This is a genomic window from Rhizobium sp. T1470 (assembly GCF_042140505.1).
Taxonomy (GTDB): Bacteria; Pseudomonadota; Alphaproteobacteria; order Rhizobiales; family Rhizobiaceae; genus Rhizobium; species Rhizobium favelukesii.
The window spans coordinates 471,363-494,474 of sequence record NZ_CP148092.1 but is presented as its reverse complement, the minus strand read 5'-3'; the positions used below and the strand labels follow the sequence as shown (position 1 = coordinate 494,474).

At 57.2% G+C, this 23,112-nt stretch carries 21 protein-coding genes and 4 pseudogenes; 20 read left to right on the top strand and 5 right to left on the bottom strand.

Annotation, left to right across the window (positions count from 1 at the left end):
- Positions 1-40: 40 nt before the first annotated feature.
- Positions 41-143, bottom strand: a pseudogene (locus tag WGT02_RS23470) (erythrose-4-phosphate dehydrogenase); the annotation flags it as partial.
- 761 nt (positions 144-904) lie between these two features.
- Between WGT02_RS23470 and WGT02_RS23465 the strand changes: the two are divergent.
- The 8 genes from WGT02_RS23465 to WGT02_RS23430 all read left to right on the top strand — a co-directional run bounded on the left by WGT02_RS23465 (position 905) and on the right by WGT02_RS23430 (position 7,772).
- A complete protein-coding gene (locus WGT02_RS23465) occupies positions 905-1,978 on the top strand; it encodes a 2,3-butanediol dehydrogenase (RefSeq protein ID WP_208247002.1) in 1,074 nt (357 codons plus the stop codon).
- A 410-nt stretch (positions 1,979-2,388) separates the two neighbouring features.
- Positions 2,389-2,691, top strand: a complete 303-nt coding sequence (locus WGT02_RS23460) for a Dabb family protein (RefSeq protein WP_208247000.1) — start codon at positions 2,389-2,391, stop codon at positions 2,689-2,691.
- Entirely contained in the window at positions 2,688-2,948 is a 261-nt protein-coding gene (locus WGT02_RS23455; protein ID WP_375679492.1) for an ATP-binding cassette domain-containing protein, read from the top strand. The genes WGT02_RS23460 and WGT02_RS23455 overlap by 4 nt, the downstream gene beginning before the upstream one ends.
- Before the next feature lie 228 nt (positions 2,949-3,176).
- Positions 3,177-3,467: a YciI family protein gene (locus tag WGT02_RS23450; protein ID WP_113236894.1), complete on the top strand. Its 291-nt coding sequence runs from the start codon at positions 3,177-3,179 to the stop codon at positions 3,465-3,467.
- Positions 3,468-3,512: 45 nt separating this feature from the next.
- Entirely contained in the window at positions 3,513-4,583 is a 1,071-nt protein-coding gene (locus tag WGT02_RS23445) for a maleylacetate reductase (RefSeq protein WP_208246996.1), read from the top strand.
- Between the two features lie 19 nt (positions 4,584-4,602).
- Entirely contained in the window at positions 4,603-5,535 is a 933-nt protein-coding gene (locus WGT02_RS23440; RefSeq protein WP_208246994.1) for an intradiol ring-cleavage dioxygenase, read from the top strand.
- A gap of 337 nt (positions 5,536-5,872) precedes the next feature.
- Positions 5,873-6,670 (top strand): SDR family NAD(P)-dependent oxidoreductase, encoded by a 798-nt coding sequence (locus tag WGT02_RS23435; RefSeq protein WP_208246992.1) that lies wholly within the window; start codon positions 5,873-5,875, stop codon positions 6,668-6,670.
- 217 nt (positions 6,671-6,887) lie between these two features.
- The gene (locus WGT02_RS23430; RefSeq protein ID WP_208246990.1) at positions 6,888-7,772 is read left to right on the top strand and encodes a sugar phosphate isomerase/epimerase; all 885 of its coding nucleotides are present in this window, start codon (positions 6,888-6,890) and stop codon (positions 7,770-7,772) included.
- A 296-nt stretch (positions 7,773-8,068) separates the two neighbouring features.
- Here WGT02_RS23430 and WGT02_RS23425 read toward each other — a convergent pair.
- Both WGT02_RS23425 and WGT02_RS23420 read right to left on the bottom strand, forming a co-directional pair.
- Positions 8,069-8,972: pseudogene (locus tag WGT02_RS23425) on the bottom strand (LysR family transcriptional regulator).
- 143 nt (positions 8,973-9,115) lie between these two features.
- A pseudogene (locus tag WGT02_RS23420) lies at positions 9,116-9,340 on the bottom strand (hypothetical protein); the annotation flags it as partial.
- 292 nt (positions 9,341-9,632) lie between these two features.
- Between WGT02_RS23420 and WGT02_RS23415 the strand changes: the two are divergent.
- From WGT02_RS23415 to WGT02_RS23405, 3 genes are all read left to right on the top strand, one after another.
- Positions 9,633-10,487, top strand: a complete 855-nt coding sequence (locus tag WGT02_RS23415) for a sugar phosphate isomerase/epimerase (protein ID WP_208246984.1) — start codon at positions 9,633-9,635, stop codon at positions 10,485-10,487.
- A 2-nt stretch (positions 10,488-10,489) separates the two neighbouring features.
- A complete protein-coding gene (locus WGT02_RS23410; protein ID WP_208246982.1) occupies positions 10,490-11,404 on the top strand; it encodes a LysR family transcriptional regulator in 915 nt (304 codons plus the stop codon).
- Between the two features lie 124 nt (positions 11,405-11,528).
- Entirely contained in the window at positions 11,529-12,482 is a 954-nt protein-coding gene (locus WGT02_RS23405) for an SDR family NAD(P)-dependent oxidoreductase (protein WP_208246980.1), read from the top strand.
- Here the strand turns inward: WGT02_RS23405 and WGT02_RS23400 are convergent.
- A pseudogene (locus WGT02_RS23400) lies at positions 12,423-13,545 on the bottom strand (metallophosphoesterase). The gene WGT02_RS23405 and the pseudogene WGT02_RS23400 overlap by 60 nt on opposite strands.
- A 99-nt stretch (positions 13,546-13,644) precedes the next feature.
- Entirely contained in the window at positions 13,645-14,031 is a 387-nt protein-coding gene (locus WGT02_RS23395) for a hypothetical protein (RefSeq protein ID WP_024319068.1), read from the bottom strand.
- 341 nt (positions 14,032-14,372) lie between these two features.
- Here WGT02_RS23395 and WGT02_RS23390 point away from each other — a divergent pair, with 341 nt between their 5' ends.
- From WGT02_RS23390 to WGT02_RS23350, 9 genes are all read left to right on the top strand, one after another.
- The gene (locus WGT02_RS23390) at positions 14,373-15,143 is read left to right on the top strand and encodes an SDR family NAD(P)-dependent oxidoreductase (RefSeq protein ID WP_024319067.1); all 771 of its coding nucleotides are present in this window, start codon (positions 14,373-14,375) and stop codon (positions 15,141-15,143) included.
- A 283-nt stretch (positions 15,144-15,426) separates the two neighbouring features.
- On the top strand, positions 15,427-16,755 hold the full coding sequence (hisD, locus tag WGT02_RS23385) for a histidinol dehydrogenase (protein ID WP_024319066.1): 1,329 nt from the start codon (positions 15,427-15,429) through the stop codon (positions 16,753-16,755).
- Between the two features lie 4 nt (positions 16,756-16,759).
- Positions 16,760-17,773 (top strand): zinc-binding dehydrogenase, encoded by a 1,014-nt coding sequence (locus WGT02_RS23380; protein ID WP_208246976.1) that lies wholly within the window; start codon positions 16,760-16,762, stop codon positions 17,771-17,773.
- Positions 17,774-17,809: 36 nt separating this feature from the next.
- Positions 17,810-18,541, top strand: coding sequence for a histidine utilization repressor (hutC, locus tag WGT02_RS23375; protein ID WP_024319078.1), 732 nt, complete (start codon positions 17,810-17,812; stop codon positions 18,539-18,541).
- Positions 18,542-18,573: 32 nt separating this feature from the next.
- Positions 18,574-19,863: a hypothetical protein gene (locus tag WGT02_RS23370; RefSeq protein ID WP_024319079.1), complete on the top strand. Its 1,290-nt coding sequence runs from the start codon at positions 18,574-18,576 to the stop codon at positions 19,861-19,863.
- Between the two features lie 3 nt (positions 19,864-19,866).
- The gene (locus WGT02_RS23365; RefSeq protein WP_024319080.1) at positions 19,867-20,271 is read left to right on the top strand and encodes an alpha-hydroxy-acid oxidizing protein; all 405 of its coding nucleotides are present in this window, start codon (positions 19,867-19,869) and stop codon (positions 20,269-20,271) included.
- A gap of 131 nt (positions 20,272-20,402) precedes the next feature.
- Positions 20,403-21,419 (top strand): ABC transporter substrate-binding protein, encoded by a 1,017-nt coding sequence (locus tag WGT02_RS23360; RefSeq protein WP_024319081.1) that lies wholly within the window; start codon positions 20,403-20,405, stop codon positions 21,417-21,419.
- Between the two features lie 24 nt (positions 21,420-21,443).
- Positions 21,444-22,304: an ABC transporter permease gene (locus WGT02_RS23355; protein WP_208246974.1), complete on the top strand. Its 861-nt coding sequence runs from the start codon at positions 21,444-21,446 to the stop codon at positions 22,302-22,304.
- A 1-nt stretch (position 22,305) separates the two neighbouring features.
- Positions 22,306-23,088, top strand: coding sequence for an ABC transporter ATP-binding protein (locus WGT02_RS23350; RefSeq protein ID WP_024319083.1), 783 nt, complete (start codon positions 22,306-22,308; stop codon positions 23,086-23,088).
- The last annotated feature ends 24 nt before the right edge of the window (positions 23,089-23,112 follow it).

Sequence of the window (23,112 nt, the reverse complement as noted above, 5' to 3'; positions counted from 1 at the left end):
CCGGCATTCGGCGACACGTTGTAAGGAAGATGGCAGGAGCGAGACCAATGGCCTTTGCGGCACCCGTCGACGTCGGGATCATGGACAGGGCTGCGGCGCGGGCGCGATACAGGTCCTTGTGCATGGTCAAGCGTCGGCTGGTCGATGCCGCGGTGTAAATATCACCGCCACGATCATGGATTGTACATTTTTGCGCGCTGATGTGGCGCGGATCACCGCGCCTGGGCAGACGACCGGCTAGCTAACAAACAGACAAGATTGGTATCGGCGCATGTCGCGTTGAGCGAGGTAGCAGCGTACCTCTTCCGAGAACCAGGCGGCACCGCAGCCTAGGTACTCGACAGTTGGAAGAAGCAAATCCGTTCCGCGGCGCGGGAGTTAGTCGTTTGGTTTAGCGTTGCAGTTTGTCTGACGCGACACGAAGCCGTGCGACGCTTGCGGCCGGAATTTGTAATCCGCGTTCTACGTCATCGATTTCACTAGTTGCTAGACCGTCAAGCCTGACATCGCTTCGGTACTGTAGCCTAGCTCTGACCGCACGGATGTCAGCCAATTGCCGAGATCTCGGTCTGCAAGCGAGGAAGTGTCACTAGACGTTTTGCAAGGCCGCCCCCGTCGTCTACCAGGCTATTTTGCGAGCACATTAACACGCCAAAACGGCGCGATATTCCCTTCCAAGAGAGAATATGTTTCCCGGTCGGCGAAGGCACCTGCTCGGGCATGACGTTGCAAGGCGAGGCATAGAACCTCGCCTTATTCGCGTTCCAATCTAATTTGCTGCCGGTGGGAAAGTGTTTCTCGATTATCGATCTTTTTCCCACTTGCCTCACGCCTATTATCGCAAAAATATCAGTTGCCCCGTGTGATAGTCAGGGACGAGACACCGGCATTGTGGAGGAAGGCGATGAGAGCAGTGCGCTTGTACGACAAGCATGACGTCCGTGTGGATAGAATTCCCGAGCCCACCGAGATCGGCCACGGCCAGGTACTGGTTGGTCCAACCCTATGTGGAATTTGCGGAACGGATCTGCACGAATACGAGAGCGGCCCCATCTTCACGCCCAAAATTCCAAACGCCTACAGCGGCGCGCTTCTCCCGCAGATCCTTGGCCATGAGTTTGCGGCCAAGGTGATTGCTGTCGGGGAGGGAGTTGAAAGCATCAAGCCGGGCGACCGTGTGTCGATTCAGCCCCAGATCGGTCCGCGGTATGACTATTTCGGCCGTCGTAACCTCTCTTTCCTCGGGCCGAGGGCATCAGTTGTCGGACTGAGCTGGCCTTGGGGAGGCATGGCGGAGCGGGCGATCGTCAACGAATACAACACCATTCGCATGCCCGACCAGATCACCGACCAGCAGGGTGCTCTCATCGAACCGGCGGCCGTCGCGGTACACGCAATCGATCGGGCGAGCGTTCAACCGGGAAGCAGCATTTTAATCACCGGCGCAGGCCCGATCGGAGCTCTGATGGTACTGGCGGCGCGAGCGGCCGGTGCGACCCGAATATTCGTTAGCGAGCCCAATGCCAATCGACGGAAGCGGCTTAGCCAGATTTCTTCCGAAGCGATCTTGCTCGACCCGACAACGCCAGCCTTTTTCGATGAGATCAAAAACAACACCGAAGAAGGCGTTGGCGTAGACGCTGCCATTGAATGCGCAGGCAATCCCCGAGCGCTCAACTCGTGCATTCAGGCCGTCAGAGCGCAGGGTGTCGTCGTTCAGGTCGGGCTCATGGGAGTGAAAGCAGAGATTGATCCGTTCGATCTCACGATGCGCGACATCACGCTACGCGGTTCGCTCAATTACCCTCTGACTATATGGCCGCGGATCTTTGAAATGATGCGGACAGGCCTCTTTCCAGCGGAGAAGATCGTTGATGACGAAATTCCGATGGAGGACGTCGTAGAGAGAGGCTTCAAAAAGCTTCTGGATCCCGCCGGCGGCAAGATGAAGATACTGGTTTCGGCGAAGTCTCACTGACGTCGCCGGCCACCGGGTTCTGGAACTCCCCGCTAGATAACCAATAGGTTGCGAAAGGTAAGGGCGCATCCACCGCCGATGTTGTTCACAAAGACGCTACCAGCATTAGTTGACTTCGTATTTTCCCACCTGGCGGCTGCATCGTCCACAGCCGCTTTTTTTGCCAAAGTGGTGCGAAATCTTCCCAAAAGTCGGGAAAGACATTCCCGAAACCAACTCTTTTTCCCGGCCCTCCAGGTCGTATTGTGGGAGCAACTCGCGTGGAGGCTCGAGGAGTGGAGACGATCCTCAGACCAAGACTATCGCGTGAGTGCTTGGGTCGAGCCGCGCTGATGCCGAGTCAGGCAGGATGGACTTGGATGGCGCCATCCATAGACGAACGGCAAACGGGCATTTTTAAAGGATTATCCATGATCAAACACATCGTGATGTGGAACGTGCGCGGGGAGGATACGGAGCAGAAGCTCGCGGCCGCCACGGATGTCAAGGCGCGATTTGAAGGGCTACTCGGCCAAATACCGGGCCTACGCAGTTTAGAGATTGGCATCGATGTCAGCCGCGTTTCCTATGCATGCGACGTCGTTCTCTACTCTGAGTTCGACGATGAAGAAGCACTCGCAGCTTATGCCGAGCACCCGGCCCATCTGGAAGTCCGCAGGCAGCTCGATGGTGTCCGCACCGCACGTTTCCAGGTGGACTATCCTGCGAAATGACCAAGCTTCGGGAGGAGCGAATGTCAGAAAGTTCTGAGACGACGGCAAACACAAGTCTGAGCGTTCGTGGTCTGCGAAAGACTTACAGTGGCGTTGTTGCGATCAAGAATATTGGTTTCAAGCTAAGGACTAGCGAAATCCACGGCCTTTGCGGCGAGAATGGCGCCGGCAAAAGCACACTAGTCAAAGTTCTGGAGGGCTTGCCGCTCCGGTTGAAGGAGACATCATCGGTTCCAACTGGAGCCTCGAAGGCGTGACCGCCATCGAGGCGGGCAGGACACGAGCGTGCTCCAGTCGCCAATTGACAACGGTCAGTACGCTGCCCAGGCCGTTGCAGATCTGCTCGACGCCAAGACTGGCGAGAAAACCCGTTTCCTGCAGCACGAAGTCATTATGTCATGGATTGCTACGCCGCGGCTGGGAAGAAGTAATTAACCTCGTGGCAGCCGGCTACGCTGGCTGCCACATCCACAAGGAGAATTCGCATGCGTTTCGTCGTTCACTGCATTGATCATAAGGATGGCCTCCCGAAGCGGCTCGCCAACTATGATGCTCATAAAGCTTATCTCGGTGCGCCCGGCGCAGTAAGCACGGTCATCTCCGGTCCTCTTGTCGCCGATGACGGTGAAACCATGATCGGCTCGATGTTCGTCTTCGAAGCTGAGAAAAAGCAGGACGTTGTCGACTTCAATGCAAATGACCCGTTCAACAAAGCGAATGTTTGGGCGGAGGTTCGAATCCACCCGTTCCTCATGAGGGTGGATAATCGCGCATAGACCTTGGCCTACGCATAGGCAAATCGCAATCAACGGAATCCGAAAATGCTGTCTTTCACCTATAACGGTCAACCAGCTCGAGTGATCTTCGGATCGGGCACTCTGGCAAAGCTTCCATCCGAAGTTGAACGGCTCGGTCTCAACAAGGTCCTGGTTCTGGCAACGCCACCGCAGGAGGAGGACGCGAAGCGGCTGGCTCAGCTCATCGGTAATCGTTGTGCTGGGATCTTCGCAGGCGCGGTCATGCACACGCCGGTCTCAGTTACCGAAACAGCCTTGCAGATCGTGAAAGACAAAGACGTCGACGGTTTGATTGCGGTCGGTGGTGGCTCAACGACGGGTTTGGCAAAGGCCCTGGCATTGAGAACCGATCTTCCGCAGATCGTCGCGCCAACGACCTATGCCGGATCTGAGATGACACCGATCCTCGGCGAAACTAAAGACGGCAACAAAGTCACGCAAAGCAGCCCCAAAATCCTTCCCGAAGTCGTCATCTACGATGTCGACCTGACAATGACCTTACCCGCCGACATGTCTGGTACCAGTGGCATAAACGCGATCGCCCATGCCGTCGAGGCACTGTATGCCAAGGAAGCCAACCCGATCGTCACGATGATGGCGCTAGAAGCGATCGGAGCGCTTTACGAAGCTCTTCCGATCATCGCCGATGACCCGGGCAATCGCGACGCGCGCGCCAAGGCTCTCTACGGCGCGTGGCTGTGCGGCATTTGCCTTGGCTCAGTTGGGATGTCGCTTCATCATAAGTTGTGCCATACCATCGGTGGGACTTTTGACCTTCCCCATGCGGAAACCCATACAATCGTCTTGCCCCATGCACTGGCCTACAACGCGCCGGCCATCCCGGACGTGATGAAGAGCCTGTCGCAACGGCTGAATACCGACGATCCCGCGCGCGCCCTGTTCGATCTCGCAGGTCGCATCGGCGCCAAGAGGGCTCTGCGGGATCTCGGCATGCTCGAGTCCGGCATCGAGACGGTAACGGATCGGGCTCTCGCCAACCCATATTGGAATCCCCAACCGCTGGAGCGGGCTTCCCTTCATGGCCTGATCAGCCGTGCCTATACAGGCGATGCTCCCCGGGTGGATGGTGCGTAAGAATATTCAGGAGGAAAGAATGTCCGAGGAACAGCACGTCAGAGCCAAGGCACCCAAGTATCCGTATTTTACGGAGGAGGACTCCGTCGATGTGGTCAACGCCCGGATGGGAACAGACATCGATCCGCGTTTACGCGAGGTCATGGGAACGATCGTCAAGCATCTTCATGCCGCCGTGAAGGAAATCGAGCCGACCCATGAAGAGTGGCTGGCGGGGGTCAAGTTCCTGACGCAAGTCGGTCATATGTGCACCGACTGGCGACAGGAATTCATTCTTCTTTCAGACGTCTTGGGCGTATCGATGCTGGTGGACTCGATCAATCACCGGCGCCCGAACGGTGCCACCGAGAATACAATCCTTGGGCCTTTCTACGTCCCGGAGGCCCCGCGCTACGCTTCAGGGACCAACATTTGTCTTGATGGCAAAGGCGAGCCGCTTGTCGTCAAAGGCCGGGTCCTCGATACAAAAGGACAGCCGGTCGAAGGGGCGCTCGTCGATGTCTGGCAGACGAACGACGATGGTTTCTACGACGTCCAACAGAAAGGCGTCCAGCCCGACTGGAACCTGCGCGGCGTGTTCACGACGGATCAAAATGGTGAATACTGGTTCCGTTCGTCGAAACCGCGCTTTTACCCGATCCCGGATGATGGTCCAGTCGGTAAGCTTCTGGGCTCGCTCGGCCGTCACCCTAACCGGGCAGCGCATATACACTTCATTGTGAGCGCCGAGGGCTACGACCCCGTTATTACCCACATCTTCTCGCCGGATTGCCAATTTCTGGACCAGGACTCTGTTTTCGGTGTCAAGGACTCCCTCATCGCAGATTTCGAGAGCGTTTTGGACGAGGAAAAAGCCCGCGAGTTGCAGTTCACCTCACCATATTGGGCCGTGAACTGGGATTTCGTTCTGGCGAGTAAGAAGAACGAAAACAGCGAGGTGCCGCAGCCATGACCTCACCAGCGGGACGGTTTCCCCTCCCCGAGATGATCGTCGTGACCGGGGCGTCGTCCGGTCTCGGACATGAACTGTCTCCTGTTGATCGCTAATGGCGTGGCGGCTGTGAGCAGTTTTTAGCGACCTGATCGGCGCGACAGCCGGAGGGGCGAATTCTTGAAACTGCAGAAGCCGCGTAAGCAGCGCTTTTCCTGCTGTCCAGCGGCGCGACCGCCTAGCGCGGCACCGAGATCATTGCCGATGGCGGCCTGACCACGAGCTTTGATTTCCGGATCGGAGCCGAAGGTGCATCAGTCTGACAAGACCAAACCATTTGACATTTGGAGGAGATGAAATGGAAACGGGCCTCAAGGGAAAAGTGGTGTTCATCACGGGGGCGGCCGAGGGCATCGGTCGCGCAACCGCCATTGCCTTTGCGAAAGAAGGTGCAACCGTCGGACTGCTGGATCTCAACGAGGGTCAGCTTCAGGACGTCTCATCCGAGATCTCCAAAATCGGGGGACAGGCCAAGATTGCCAAGGCGGATCTGTCGACAAGCCACGGCGTAACAGCCGGCCTCGTTACGCTTCTCAGCGAGACGAGCGGTGTGGTCGATGTCCTGGTTAACAATGTTGGCTCAGGCGCGATCCGGACCTTTGAGCAGTTGACCGACGAAGAATGGGATAAAACTTTCCAGCTCAATTTCATGAGCTATGTTCGCGCCACCCGGCACCTGCTGCCGATACTGCGCGAGCGCAAGGGGAACATCGTCAACAACGGATCGGACCTTGCCCGTCAGCCAGAACCGGTTCCAATCGACTACTCCACGTCAAAGGCTGCCGTCCTTGCCTTGACCAAAGGCCTTGCCCGCGCAGAAGGCACCAGTGTGCGTGTCAACGCGGTTGCCCCTGGTCCGATCTGGACACCATTTTGGACAAAGCCAGGCGGCTTTGCTGAGACGATGGGCAAACACTACAATATGGAACCGCAGGCGGCGGTCGAACACGAGATGAAGCTTCGACAGCTTCCGCTTGCACGCCTCGGCAATCCGGAGGAGGTCGCCAGCGTGATAGTCTTCCTGGCTTCAGACCTCGCGTCCTTCGTCACCTCCGCGGTTTGGGGCGTCGATGGCGGGAGCATCCGTTCAATCTAGCACCGGTATCCCGAACTTCGCCCACTGCAAACTTCGCGGACCCACGCCATAAGATGGGCATGTGCCCGAAACCTGCGATCTGTAGTTTTTTGTAGAGTTCATGGATACCCACTGAGTATTTTTCGCACCTTTATAAATCCTGGCGAAACAATAACTTGAGGGGGACTTCGCCATGGCGCCTTGCAGCGCCGATAGATAGAACAACTGGAGATACCCAATGAATAATCAAGCGCCCGATTTGCTTGCGTCCTATTTCACGCTTGCCGGCGACATTTACCCGTTCGGACCAACAGAGATCAGCCCGATTCCGTTTCGCGACCGTGTCGAAGCCGCCGCCAAAGCGGGCTGGAAAGGTGTTGGTCTCATCCATGCCGACGTGAAAGCTACGGCCGAAAAAATCGGCTACGCGGAAATGCGAAAGATCGTCGAAGGTGCAGGCATCAAACACCTGGAAATCGAATTTCTGGGCGACTGGTATAAGGATGGTGCCGCCCGCGCGGCCTCTGACGAGATGCGACGCGAGCTCTTCCAAATGGCGGAAGAGCTGAAAATCCGCGACATCAAGATTGCGCCCGGTCTTGGTTCCGATCTGTACAATCCGACTGAGGAAGAGATGACGCCCGACGTCCCGCGCATGGCAGAGGCCTTTGCGCAGCTGAGCCGAGAGGCTGCCGAGCACGGAACGGGTATTGCGCTTGAAATCATGCCGTTCAGCAATGTCCGCACGTTGGAAATCGCCCTCGCAATCGTCGAACAAGCCGACCAGCCAAATTGCGGCCTGTTGATCGACATCTGGCACATGGCCCGCGGCGGTATCTCCTACGAAGACTTGGCGAAGATTCCGTCGAAGCATGTTAGTTCGATCGAGCTCGACGATGCCGATCAGGAAGTTGTCGGGCAGCTGTGGGAAGATACGATCTATCGGCGAAAGCTCCCAGGCGAGGGCGTGCTCAATCCTCCCGCTTTCATCGATGCCGTAAGAAAGATTGGTTATCAGGGCCCGTGGGGCGTTGAGATCCTTTCGGAAACCCTTCGTAGGTTGCCGATCGAGGAGATGGCGAAGCGCGCATATGACGCGACGGCGGCACAGTTCAGAATTTAATAACGCACCCCGGGGCGTAATGCGCCCCGGGCGTCGGAAAGAAGACATATAGATGCACACGCCAGTTAGAAGCCGGTGTCATCGGGACTTGTACCTAGCAATCGCATAAAGCCGCTCGCCCCGAGAGCTCCTGCACCTCGTGGGCGCAGGCCCACGAGGTAAGTCACCTGTCCTTGAACGCCTCGCGGACGTGGAGCCAGTTGTTGTCTCCTGTACCTACATCCGACAGACGGCTCTGACAGATAGGCGCAGAGGAAATAGTCTGGCCTTCGCCAGCGCCTTTATTTGCGAGCGCATTAGTCGAGACGCCCACTGCCGGCAACTTCGATCAATCGGTCGATGACATGCCTGACCTTCGGACTAAGATGCGATGTCCGCGGCCAAAGAGCGTGAACATCGACGTAACACCGAGAAAAATTGTCTAGAACGGGAACCAGCTCTCCGCAATCGAGATGTCGTCTGATGATCGACATCGGCATCTGGCAAATACCGAAGCCTGCGATCGCTGCGTCGACAATCGCGTCGCCATCACCGAGTTCAAACGTGGCCGGAGGCTGGATTCGTTGTTTTGTTCCTTCGATCTCCACCCACCAACTGAGCGGCCTGCCTCTTCGGTAGCCGACAATGCAAGAGTGGTCACGGAGATTGTTCGCTTTCGGGCGCGCCATTGGCCGCGACATATTGGGGTGATGCACAGGTTACGAGTCGATGGGGAAGCTTACGCGCTATTAGGCCGTCGCAGTTGTCAAGTTCACCGAATCGGATCACCAGATCTACGCCTTCAGCGATAGGATCGATGACATGATCGGAAAAGCTCATCGTTAACTGCAGGCGTGGATATGGACGCGCTATTTCCAGCAGGATGGGAAGCATGATTCTCCGGCCAAACGATACCGGCAGGTCAACGTGCAGGCGTCCCGTCAGGTTGTGTCGGCTCGTGGTCAAGGCAGCTTCAACGCCCAGGATCTCATCCAGCGCGCTTGCGCAGGTAGCGAAGTAGGACTCGCCGTCTTCGGTCAACGCGATGCGGCGGGTTGTTCGGTTGAACAACTGCATTCCAAGACGATTTTCCAGGCGCGCGATGTTCTTCCCCACGGCCGATTTCGTTACGCCAAGCTTTTCCGCCGCTGCCGTGAAGCTTCCTGCCTTGGCCGCAGTGACAAAAGCGACAACCCCTCCGAGATGATCGAACTCTGACACCGCAACCCTCACACCGCAGTTTGTAGATTTGGCGGACACTATCCAGTAGATCGTGGCTCTATGTCAACCACAGGGCTTTTATGTGTCGCCGTTCAATTGGCATAAGGAGCTTTGGATCGAGGGCAGCGGCGAAGCCGGTGCTATCAAGGCCCACCAGAGTCAGCACAGGAGCGCTTGCGGCCTTTAGCGGTTTTCAAAGCGCTCCCACGCACCCGGATGCCTTGGCCGACCCAGCGACAGTTCGAGAGCCGTCGTTCCGGGCTCCGCGCACCGGACATGCCGAGCGGATGACCGAGTGGAATGGCGCCACCATTCACGTTCACGCGCGCATCGACATCGGAGATGCCAAGGTCACGCAAAGTCGCAAGGCGCTTCCTCTGCCCGCCTCAAAGACAAAGCCAATCCGCCGCATTTGACCGAGGATTCCCGCCAGTGGTCACGAGTCCGTCCTATCGAAGATTGTCGAGTTTATCTCTCCTTACTGTATTCTGATGCGGTATTTACATGCCTGAAGTAAACAGTAGCTTGGTCGTGGCGGTCTGAATGTCAGAGGCCATTCGCTGTGAGACGACGAAACAGTTCCGACCGCAGGGCGATACGCACAGCCCTCGGTACGATCCATCTCCACACGCTAGGCCGATAACTGATGAGGAGAAAAAGATGAAATTTTCCCGTGAACAGCGCGTCATGTGGCTGTCCCAGGTTCGGAGCATACCATTCCGGCAGCGCGTGGAGTTGAGCAGCAAGGCTGGCTTTGGTTGGTTGAGTACATCGCCAGTCGATTTCGATCAGACGGTTGCGTCGGGCCTGAGCGCCAAGGTACAACGGCAAATCGCCGCAGATAACGGCGTGAAATTGAGTTATCTCGATCCGCTGACGAGCTGGGTTCCTGATTGGCGTCCGGTAAATGAAGATCCCGACATTCTTCCCTACCTGGAACGTTCGCCCGAATCTTTCCTGCGCGTCGCGGAAGACCTTCAGGTCGACAAGATCCACCTGATTGGCACGTTCCCCAAGGGCCGCTACAGCATTGAAGAACTCACGCAACACTTCGGGTCCATGGCCGATCGAGCCGCGAAGGAAGGATTGCGCGTTACCTTGGAGGCTATGCCGCTTTGGGGTTTCGCAACGTTTGAAGAGGCGTGGCAGGTAGTTAAGGGGGCCGGCCGCTCGAACACTGGCATCATCTTCGACACCTGGCATTATGTGCGCGGAGGTCGTAAGGACGAGCTCCTGTCTGAAATTCCTTCCAGCGCGATTGATACGGTCCAGATCGCTGATGGCTCGCTGGTATGCCCGCCTGGCCGATCGATGGCTCGCGACTGCCTCTTCCATCGCGTGCCAATCGGCGAGGGGGAAATCCCGAACGGCGAAATCCTGGCGCTTCTTGCGAAGAACAATCTGATCCCGAGTGTAGGACCAGAGATCTTTTCCAGCGCACTTGATAGCCTGCCTCCCGAAGAGGTATTCGCGCGGGTTATGCCGGGGTTCGAAAGGGTCATCGAGGCTATTTAGCCATGGACCGTTGGAACGAAATTGAGGTCTTCACCCATGTCGCAGAGCTCGGTAGTGTCAGCAGGGCGGCCGAAGCTTTAGGCATGTCTGTCTCTGCGACCAGTCGCCACCTCATAGCACTGGAAGAGCGGCTGAAAATCAGGTTGATCCAGAGAACCACCAGACAGTTGTACCTCACCGTGGAAGGAGAGAAGTTTTTCGCGCAAAGCAAGGAATTCCTTCAGGGTATGAAGGAGGCGGAAGTAAACATCTCGGATGTGGCGCTCAATCCGACCGGTCTCTTGCGCGTGAGTGCGTCGCTATCGTTTTGCCTCCTTCATCTAAACCCGATAATTGCGCAATTCACGAAGGAATACCCGAAGGTAACATTCGACGTCGTAGCCTCGAACCGCTACTACGACATCATTGAAAATGGCGTCGACGTTGCAATTCGCACCCGGCGCGTTGAGAGCGACTCGTCGATTACGATCAGGCGGCTCGCCGAAACTCGCCGCCTGCTCGCGGCTTCGCCCGAGTATCTCGCTCAGAGAGGAATACCGGCGCATCCAATCGAACTGAAGGACCACGATCTCATTCTCTACACGCTTGCCGATAACTGGAACCAGTTCGCGTTCAGGCGCAATGGCGAGACATTGACCGTTCCCGTCGATGGCATGATTAACTCGAACGATGGCCAAATCATTGTCAAGGCGGCCCTTGATGGTCTCGGAATCCTGGCCCAGCCGACATACATTATCGCGGAACACCTTTCATCAGGCCGCCTCGTGCGAGTGCTCGACGATTGGGACCTGCCTCGCCTGACCATGAATATCGCCTTTCCCACCAAGGCATTCCTCCCGGCAAGGACCCGGCTATTTATCGATTACCTTGTCCGGAGCTTCAAGGACAGTGACTACGAAACTCAGTGGACGAGCTAAGCTTCCCATATTTCGGGAATATGTTTCTCTGTATTTGATCTTTTTGCCGGACGACGACGGACTCATAACGTCTTTGGATTTCGGCTGTGTGCCGTAATGAAGGGCTGACATTGGAGGAGTTCACATGCGTCTTGAGGGCAAGGTCTGCATCATCACCGGTGCGGCCCGCGGTATCGGTCGCGCGACGACGGAGCTTTTCGCCAAGGAGGGCGCGAAGGTTCATGCTTGCGATCTGAGCTTCGATGAAGCTTTCGAAGCGGGAGGCATTATCACCCATTCTCTCGACGTCACCGATTTCTCAAGTTGGGAAATGGTCGTCGACGGTGTGATTGCAAGCGACGGCCGGGTTGATGTCCTCTTCAACAACGCCGGGACGGTGCATTCCTACGACGGGATCGCAGAAATCTCGATAGAGGATTGGCACAAGGTCATCGCCGTTAACCAGACCGGCCCGTTTTACGGAATGAAGGTGGTTATCCCGCTTATGAAGGCGTCCGGAGGCGGTTCGATCATCAATACCTCGTCGATCTGGGGCATTGCTGGCGCGGCGGGCGTTTCGGCCTATACCGCCTCAAAGGCCGCCGTCAGGCACATGAGCAAGAACGCCGCCCTCACCTATGTCGGCGACAACATACGCGTCAATTCCATCCATCCAGGCATCATCAGCACGCCCATGATCGCTGCACAGGACGATGGAATCACGCAATCGATCGTCAATATCACGCCAATGAAGCGGCTTGGCCGTCCGGAGGAGATCGCCTACGGCGCGCTTTTCCTCGCCAGTGACGAGTCAAGCTACATGACGGGCGCGGAACTGGTGATCGATGGTGGGTACAGTTCCTTGAGGGCTAAGCGGGGTCTCCGAATGATTGACGGACCGCCGAGGCATGGTCTTTTCGCCGTTAGGTTCACAAATGAACATTTGTGCGTCGCTTTCGCAACCTCGGAATCCGGTCAGGCACGCACCTGCGCCTTCCTCGGCGACAGGCGCAAAACCCAATTACGGGCACGCCTGCAATCACTTCGTTCTCGCGCGAAGGGTGATACTGGTCAGTTCCGATGGTATGCCGAGCCTTAACGCGAACCCAGGCCATAGGGCTGTTCCGTTGTTTACATACAACGTCATGGCTCCGATTTGGTATCGCCCCGAAACAAAGCCTCCGTTGGCACGCGCGATCAAACGGTCGAGGCCGAGAACCATTCCTCCATGTGTATGCCCCGACAGCTGAAGCGCCACACCAGAGGCGGCCGCTTTCTCGGCCATCATCGGCTGGTGATCGAGCAACAAGATGGGAGTGTTCGCAGGAACTGCCTTGATCGCCGCGGCAAGGTCCGGCGGTGGAGCGGTATGCCCGCGGGCTGACAAAGTCGGTCACGCCCGCCAGTACGATCTCCGCGTTGCCTCTCTTGAGGGATACATGACTGTTGGACAGCATCCGCATTCCCAAAATATCGAGATGGCGCATCCATTCTTGATAATCGAAAAAATATTCGTGGTTCCCGGGGATCGCATAGACACCGTCATGTGCCCTCAATCCCGAAAGCGGCGCGACATCGTTTCTGCGGTGGGCCACGTCACCGTCGATGAAATCCCCGGTGATGACGATCAGGTCCGCATCGAGCGAATTGGTCCTTAATACGACCTCTTTGGTCCATGCTGCTGGGAACAGACGGCTGATGTGAAGGTCGGTCAATTGGATCATCCGATAACCATCAAATTCGGGAGGCAGTCCTGCGATGGGGATTTCTATGTCGTTGAGCGGTGGCACCCTGATTGCCTGGCTGACTCCGTACGCTGAAAGGCCAAGAGCCAAAACTCCGATGGCATATCGCATACCTGCCGGGGCAGAGGGGAAGCCTCCCTTGAATGGAATGATCGCGAGTGAGACCGCATCCAGCGCAATCTGAAACACTGCAAGCAATACGATTGCGCCGAAGAGGACATTGAAAACAATAACCAAAGGGCGCGGAAACTCTGGGTCGAAGACCGAGCCGGAAGAGAGGCGACTAACCAGATGAAATTGCGAGGCTACCAACAAGAGGATCGCCAGGGATGCTTTCGTGGACCAAATCCATGGCAGTGGCTGGATGAATCGTACCACGATGACCAGCCAAGGAATTCCGAAAATGAGGTGGAACATCAGATACTTTCATACGGGTGTGCCGTGGCCACAGCTTATAAGGTACTGTCAGCCCAATGGGCTGACAGGCCAAACGTTCGTCGCAATGCTTACGCCCGATCAGCGTGGACGATGCTGCTGGATGAGCTTTCCAAATTTCCGCAGACCGATTGCGTCGGCAATGGACGGCGAGATGGCGTTCGCGATCGTGAGCATCTTGAGCATCCCACCCCCCATGACATGAGCCTGACGTCTCTGGCGGATGGTGGCGAGGATTTCGCGCGCGACTGCGTCGGGCTCGGTAATGGCGACTCCCATCTTGCGCCACATGTCGAAAAACCCGGACTCCGACTCGGTATTTGAGGGCACAGGCCCGAAGAAAGAAAGCATCGCTTTGGTCCCGGCAAGAGCAGCGCGACGGCGCGCGACTTCTGGTCGCCCGATCTGATTTTCGGATGATGGCGTGTTCTGGTGAACGCGCCACCATTTGCCCGCTTCAGTCAGCATAATACGGGAATTGTCTATGTCGCCTTGAAGCGATCGGAACCTGCGACCACCTCTTTCCCAACTATCTGAAATCCCACATCTTCACCTTGATCGCACCGATGTGAAGCTGAAAGCCATCCACAATCGGGCGTTTGATTCGATCGGCAGATCCTGGGCAATCAATCTCAAACCCAATGATTGTCTCTGCGGCTGCCGATCGGGATTTCTGAGCGTAATGTCCTGTGGCAACTTTTGCCATGGCGCGTCTTTCAGGCACAAATCGGAATGTCTCTCTTTATCAATACATGTATAGACATTATTGTTGAACGGTGGTTCTATCCTGCAAAAGCAAGGGGATCATCATGGCCAATACGATGTTCGATCTGGCAGGAAGAGTGGCAATTGTGACCGGTGCGAGCCGCGGCCTGGGCCAATGGATTGCGCTGGCGCTTGCCGAAGCGGGTGCCGATGTTTGCGTTACGGCGCGCGATCAAAATTCGCTAAGCGAAACCAAAGGGAGGATCGAGGCCCTTGGCAGGACCTGCATCACGAGCGCCCAGGATGTGACAGACATCTCGTCCATCGACGAAACGCTAAGCAAGTTCGAAAACATCACTGGCGCTGTCGATATCCTTGTCAATAATGCCGGCTACGAACAGGTATCTCCCTCGCTCGACGTCGATGAACAGATCTGGGACAGGATCATCGGCACCAACCTCAAGGGCGCGTTCTTCTGGTCGCAAGGCGCGGCGCGGCGGATGTCAAAACAGCCTCGGGGCGGAAGCATCATAAACCTTTGCTCACTTACCTCCTATATCGGCATCCCGACCGCCGTGCCCTACGGCTCCTCGAAGTCGGGACTGCTCGGTATGACCCGAGCGCTTTCGGCCGAATGGGCGCCGCTGGGCATCCGCGTGAATGCAGTGGCACCGGGCTATTTCCGCACAGCGATGACCGAGGGTTTTTATCAGGACGAAGCCTGGTCGGCCAAAATGCTGGGCAAGATCCCACAGAAACGGTTCGGTGATGGTTTCGACATCGGCGGCGCCGTCGTCTTCCTCGCAAGTGGCGCATCGGCCTACATCACCGGCCAATGCATCCCTGTCGACGGCGGTTTTTTGGCGTCGATCTAGAAACGGAAGACGACGCTTGACAGCACACGAATGATCATATTGTCTATAGATGTATAGACAACTCTAGACAACAAAAACGGGAACGAAGTCTTCGACTTCCTGGGAATGTGCCGGATAGCCATATCCGGCGTCCTCGCACGAATAGCTTGCAGGGTATTGCGCCGGTGGCCACCGACGTGCGGTGCGTTCCAGCATGACCTGTGGGCAACTTGGATCGTCGTGCCGTCAGCGCGCGGACGACTGCGACTGTGTGCGCCACTGTGCGCCAAGAAGGATATGAGCAATGACCGAAGTCACTTTTCATGAATATTCCGATCTTGGACCGGATGAGAAGGCCGCGCTCTTGCGACGGTCCGAAACAGACATCTCCGGCTTCATCGAGAAAGTGGCACCAATCCTTGAGGCCGTACGCACCGAGGGTGACCGTGCGGTTGCCCGCTTCGGCCGTGACCTCGACAAGGCAAATATTACAGAAGCGACGATCAAGGCAACGGAGGCGGAATTCGACGCCGCCTTCAAACTCGTTAGCGAGGATGTGATCGAGGCCATCACCTTCGGCATCGAGAATATTCGTCATTTTCATGAAGAGCAGAAGCCGGAAGCCATGTGGCTGAAGGAGATCAAGCCAGGCGCCTTTGCCGGCGACCGCTTCACCCCGATCAAGTCCGCCGCCCTCTACGTTCCGCGCGGCAAAGGTTCGTTTCCGTCGGTCACGATGATGACCTCCGTCCCCGCCGTCGTGGCAGGTGTTCCGAACCTGGCGATCGTCACTCCGCCTGCCCCGGACGGTAGCGTGGACGCCGCAACGCTTGTGGCAGCGCGTCTAGCAGGCGTGCAAACTGTCTACAAGGTAGGCGGCGCTCAGGCAGTCGCAGCTGTTGCCTACGGGACGGAAACAATCAAGCCGGCACTGAAGATCGTTGGGCCGGGAAGCCCTTGGGTGGTGGCAGCCAAGCGGAGCCTGTCAGGCATCATCGACACGGGCCTGCCTGCTGGCCCTTCGGAAGCAATCATTTTGGCGGACGACACTGTCCATGGCGGCCTTGCCGCGCTCGATCTCCTGATCGAGGCCGAGCATGGTCCCGACTCTTCCGCCTATCTCGTGACCCATAGCCGCCGCGTGGCCGAGGAGGCCATCGCCGCTCTGCCTGAGCATTGGGCACGTATGACCGAACAGAGGGTTCAGTTCTCGAGCGCTGTCCTTTCAGGCAAATGCGGTGGGATCATCCTCACCTCCTCGATCGAGGAAAGCTACGACTTCGTCAACGCCTACGCGCCCGAGCATCTCGAAATCCTGTCGCAGGATGCCTTCGCCCATCTCGGTCACATCACCGAGGCTGCGGAAATCCTCATGGGTCCGCATACGCCTGTCAGCATCGCCAATTTCTGCCTCGGTCCAAATGCCGTGCTGCCGACGAGCCGCTGGGCGCGCACGTTCGGCCCGCTGTCGGTGACCGATTTTGTGAAGCGCAGTTCGATCGGCTACGTGACAGCGTCGGCCTATCCCGAGTTTGCGAAGCGTGCCCATACGCTTGCGGAGTATGAAGGCTTCTCATCTCACGCGCATGCGGTCTCGGCGGTCCGCGACAACTATCTGCCAAAGCGGGGCTGATAGGATGAAGGCGGTACGGCTTTACGACGCGCTTGATCTTAGGGTCGAAGAAGTCGACAGACCTCTGTCGCCCCCGGCAGGTTACGTGACGATCGATGTTCGCGCCGCGGGCATCTGCGGCTCGGACCTTCACAACTACAGAACCGGCCAGTGGATCAGCAGGCATCCATCCACCGCTGGACACGAGTTCTGCGGTCGCGTCTCCGCACTTGGAGAGGGCGTCGAAGGTCTCGCGATCGGTGACCTCGTCGCAGCTGACTCCCGCTTTTACTGTGGCCAATGTGAAGCATGCAGATCAGGCCGCACCAATATCTGCGAACATCTCGGTTTCGTCGGCGAGGTATGCGACGGAGGATTTGCGGAGCAGGCCCAACTACCCGCTCGTCTGGTTTTCAAGCACGAGCCGTCACTTGATCCTGCAGTGGCGGCCATGGCCGAACCTTTGGCCGTCGCCCTTCATGCGGTACGACGGCTCAATCCGCCCCAAGGCGAAGCGATTATTCTCATCGGTTGCGGGACAATCGGCGGTCTCTGCGGTTTGCTGCTTTCACATCTCCACGATGGGAAGCTGTTGTTTGCGGATTTGAATGACAGTCGTGCCGAGATGGTGGCCGGCCTCTGCGGAGGCTCGGTGGTCTTGCTGGATAAGTCGCAAGCAAGGACCGCTCTCGGCAACGCGCGACTGCGTTATGCGGTGGATGCAACGGGGAGCACAAAGGCCATCGCGCAAGGCATCGAACTTCTGGACGGGGGCGGCGCCTTCGCTCTTGTGGGCATTAGTCATGGGAAACTGGATCTGGATCCCAATGTCCTGGTCGAGCGCGAGATTTCCCTGGTTGGCTGCCACGCCTTTGAAGACGAACTCGTCGACGCCATCGCGCTGTTGCCAAAACTGCAGTCCTCACTTCTGCAATTCAGCGAGGTCCTGAGCTCACTCGACGAAATTCCTGACGCGTACCGCCGACTGATCGATGGTCGCTCAACCAAATCAAAAACGATCATTCGAATAGCCGATTGATCGAGCACACGCCTCGGCGTGAGACGGAGATAGAAATTGCCCGGTCTTTCAAACACCGCGCTACCGCTCTACGAAAAGGTCAAGGACTTCGTCCTCGACAATATCGGAAACGGCAACTGGCCACAGAATGAAAAGCTCCCGTCCGAGCATAAATTGACGTCTTCGCTCGGGGTTTCTCGCATGACGGTCCATCGCGCGCTTCGCGAACTGACTGCCGAAGGCTATCTGCGCAGGGTCCAGGGCGTCGGGACATTCGTGTCGCCTCCCAAGGCGCAATCGACCCTCATCGAGATCAGCAATATCATCACCGAGATCAAAGCGCGTGGAAGCCAACACCGCGCGGAGGTGATCCTGCTGGAGCGGATCGAGCGGCCGGATCAAATGCTATTGGACGCGTTCGAGTTCAGAAAGCTTTGCCCCATCGATCACTCGCTGGTCGTTCACTACGAAAATGGCGTCCCTGTTCAACTCGAGGAGCGTTACGTCAATACAGAGCTGGTCAAGAACTATCTCGATCAGGATTTTACGTCCATCGGCACCTACGATTACCTTCAGCACAGCACACCCCTAACCGAAGTCGAGCATCTCATCAGCGCCATCCCGGCGACTGAGAGACATGCACGCCTCCTGCACATTCGTGAGCGCGACAGCTGCCTGGTCCTCAACCGAAAAACGTGGACGGGGCAGGCGATCGCAACGGTCAATACCTTCACCTATGTCGGCAGCCGCTACTCGCTCGGCAGCAGATACTTGCCGCCCAAAAAATGAAAACCTTCGCGTCATTCCAGGAGTGAGAGATCATGGGGCAGCCCAACAGTCGGACCGCAGCCATCCGGGAAAAAGCCAACAAGCGCGACGGCAGTGCCGAAGCTCTTCTTGCCGACCTGTTGCGAGATCTGTTTGGGATCGAAGCACGTGATCTGGCGATCAACCACGACCAATACAGCCTCAATTCGCTGAATGGCTTCTTTGAGGCCGACGGAAAGCCGTACTTCTTCAAATTCCATCAGGAGGAAAATGAGGAGGAGATGAGCGGCGAGTACTATCGCGCCGATATCCTTGCCAAAGCCGGCCTGCCGGTAGACCAGCCGATCATGATGTCGACTCTTCCGGGCGAACAGATCCTCGTCTACAGACGCAGGACGGATCCGCGCTTTTCTGATGTTCTGCGCGCGCTCGACGAGCTTCATGATAAGGAAATGGCAAGCCAGGCCGTGGATGCGGAGCGCCGGCTCAATGAGGCCGTCCTGTCTGTCTACCTGAAGACACTGCATCCGGTCACGCTTGAGCAGGTCGCAAAGGAGCCGGTCCACCGGCTGTTCTACGACAGGCTGGTCACTGCGCCCGACGGGACGTATCCCGGTGGTCGGCTGGCGAGCTTTTATGTCGGTAAGGCATTTGAATTTCCCGGCGTCACGCTTTCCTGGGATGCGCTCTCGAAAGCCCGCTTTGTCATCAATGGCATCGAATACCGCAACACGCTTGGGGAGCTGTTCGACGCCGCGCATGAAAGACTGAACCCTGTCCGCCTGGCAGACAGTGGCGGGGTGACGGCACATGGCGATGCCCATAACGCTAATGTCTGGTTCGAACGGCAGGAAGGGCGCGCGAGCCTATCATTCTTTGATCCGGCCTTTGCCGGCGAGCACATGCCGACGCTTCTTGCAGAGGTGAAGACGACCTTCCACAATATCCTTGCCCATCCTTACTGGCTCTATGATCCGGCTCTTGCCGAACAGAAATTCAACGCGACAGCCAAGTACGAGAATGGCCGTCTCTTTGCGGGTTTCGACTGGACACTAAGCCCGGTTCGAGCCGCGCTTCTGGAAACGAAGGCCGAGGCAATGTGGAAGCCGTTGCTTGCAGGCCTCAAGCAGCGGGACATGCTTCCCTCCGACTGGCGAGAGGTCGTCCGACTCGGGCTTTTTCTCTGCCCGACACTCGTCATGAACCTGCGGGCCGGTGCTACAAGCCACAATCCGACATCCTCCCTGATCGGTCTTTCTGTGGCTATGATGGTAGGCTCGGAGCCTGACGATGGCGCGGACCTGGTAACCCGCTTCCTCGCAACGATAGATCCGGAGGGGTAGATTGTGACGATCGTCAATATCGATGACCTCCGGCTGGCCGCTCGCCGGCGATTGCCTAAGCTCTTCTTCGATTACATCGACGGTGGCTCCTTTGCGGAGGAAACCTATCGTCGAAACAAGGACGATTTCTCGCTTTTGCGGCTGCGTCAGCACGTTCTCGTCGACTATGCCGAGCCTGATCTGTCGACCGAATACCTCGGACGGCGACATTCTCTTCCCTTTATGCTGGGACCGGTCGGTCTCCTGGGTCGAGCCCATGCGTACGCTCTTGCAACTGCAGGCCAGGCTCGCGTCGACCGTGCGATCGAGACATTGCGTCGCGTGTTCTCGATTATCTTGGCTTTGATGGGTGTGAGCTCGATCGCCGACCTAAAGGAACGTGGCTCGCACCTTATATTCAAGCAATGACCACTAACGCCGGTGAAAGGAAATAAGCACCCACACGCGATATCCGCCCACCATGACCTTCATGGTTGGGCGTAAAGCTTCAGAAAATGCAAGCTATGTGATCCATGAAATCATCAAAAGAGGGGTTCCCAATGAACTACAAATCCATCAGCAAGCAGTTTTCCCGCGCAGCGATCGCGCTCGGGATTGTTGGCGTCCTCGCTACCGGGCAGGCCGGCGCTCAGGATCAAATCCCATCGAAACCGGAGCCGGGCACCTTCAAGATCGGCATCGAGCCATGGCTCGGTTACGGTCAGTGGCACGTCGCCGCCAGCAAAGACCTGTTCAAGAAAGCCGGCCTTGAGGATGTCGAGCTTGTCAACTTCAGCGAAGACAAAGACATCAACGCAGCACTTGCCAGCGGTCAGCTCGACGCTGCCAATATCGCCACGCACACGGCCATGGGCATGGTCGCCGCCGGCCTGCCGGTGAAGATCGTCTCACTTCTCGATTTCAGCCTGAAGGCGGACGCAATCCTTGCCGGAAGCGACATCAAGAGCGTCGCTGACCTCAAGGGTAAGAACATCGCCTTCGAGGAAGGCACGACAAGCGACATCCTGCTGAACTACGCGCTTGCAAGCAACGGCATGACGATCAACGATATCGTCCGTGTGCCAATGCCCGCAGCTGATGCCGGAACGGCATTGATTGCAGGCCGTGTTCCCGTCGCTGTCACCTACGAGCCTTACATTTCAACGGCGCTGGCCCAGGACAAGAATATCAAGCTGCTTTTTGAAGCCGGCAAGGATCCGGGCCTTGTCTCCGACGTCCTCGTCGTTCGCGAGGAGGTGCTGAAGCAGAAGCCTGGGCAGGTTCTGGCCATGATCAAGGCCTGGGATGCGGCTCTGGCCGACTACAAGGCCAATACCGAGGAGGACCGCGCCATCATCTCGAAGGCCGTGGGCGCCTCCCCGGATGATCTGAAAACGGCCTTCGACGGTGTCCAATACTATACCTCTGCTGAAGCAGCCAAGGCCTTTGCCGGTGACTTCAAGACCAAGACCTTCGCCGACGTTCTGAAGGCGGCCAAAACAGCCGGCCTCGTGACCCAGGACGTTTCCGCCGACAGCATGATCGACACATCGTTTGTCGATGCAGCGAACAAGTGACCTCTGGCCACCAACGGGACCGTAATGTCTAGCTCAGAATTGTCGTCGACACCGAAGGAAAGGCCCCGCGCGCAATCGCGCGCGGGCGTCGGTAGACCACCCAGTGCCTTTCGGATCGGGGATCCGATCAGTGGTCAGTCGTTTTTCCTGATTGCGGTTGCTGTTTTTGCCCTGCTCTTCGCCGTGTGGTGGGTTGCTACCGTCACCGGTTGGGTAAAACCGATTTTCCTGCCCTCGCCTGGAGCGGTGTGGGTAAAGATGGTAGAACTGGCGATGGATGGCACGCTGTGGACCGATGCGGGGATCAGCATCTATCGCATGCTCGTCGGTTTTCTTATTGCATCGGCCCTGGCGATCCCGATCGGGATCATGATCGGCTGTTTCAAGACCTGGGAAGCGGCCATCGAGCCCTTCGTGGACTTCGTCCGCTATATGCCTGTCGTCGCCTTTGTTCCGCTGACCATTCTGTGGGCCGGAACAAGCGATATCCAAAAGTTCGTCATCATCTTTATCGGAACCTTCTTCCAGCAGGTGCTGATGGTCATGGACAGCGTCAAGCGTGTGCCAACCGACTTCGTCGGACTAGGCCGCACGCTCGGCATGTCGGAGACCAAGATCCTGCGCCGCATCGTCCTGCCGTCCGCCCTCCCCGGCATCTGGGACACGCTGCGCATCAGCCTTGGTTGGGCCTGGACCTGGCTTGTGCTGGCAGAACTTGTCGCGGCGACATCCGGCCTCGGCTATCGCATCGTCGTCTCTCAGCGATATTTCCAGACGCAGACGATCATTGGTTACATCTTGCTCCTTGGCTTGCTCGGTCTGATCACAGACCAGAGCATGAAGGCCCTCGAGCGTGTCTTCTTCCGTTACGCTTCGAGGCATTGAGATGAGCGAATCCAAACTTAAGATTGAGGGTCTCGACAAGTGGTATGGTGGCAGGAAAAACCGCGTTCATGCCCTCAGCAGTATCGACCTGGAACTCGCCGACAACGAGTTCGTCTCCCTGGTCGGCGCATCCGGCTGCGGCAAGAGTACGCTGCTGTCTATCGTCGCCGGACTTCAGGGCTTCGACAATGGCGTTCTTCTGACGGACGGTGCGCCGATCGTCGGCCCAGGGCTCGATCGCGGCGTTGTCTTCCAATCCTACACACTGCTGCCGTGGCTGACTGCACAACAGAATGTGGAATTTGCCCTGCAGGCGGCCGGACTACCGACAGCTGAGTGCCGGGATGTCGCCCGTCATCACATTGAACTGGTAAAGCTCGCCAAGTTCGCCGATGCATTTCCATCTCAACTGTCGGGCGGGATGAAACAGCGTGTCGCCATTGCGCGTGCCCTATCCTACCGCCCAAAAATGTTGTTGATGGATGAGCCGTTTGGCGCCCTCGACGCTCTGACCCGTCACCAGATGCAGGAGCTCCTGACCCAAATCTGGGAAGAGCATCGGCTGACCGTTCTTTTTGTCACCCACGATGTCGAAGAAGCCGTCTATCTATCCGACCGTATCGTGGCGATGAGCATCAATCCAGGACGCATCAACGCGACCTTCCATGTCGGCCTCGCCCGCCCACGCAGCCAGGATATGATCGCCTCGTCAGAATTCGTTGCGCTTCAAAAGAAGGTGCTTGCTGCAATCCGCGCCGGCTCGCAAAGCGAATTGGAACATTGATTCCGCCAATGGGGGACGCTGAAG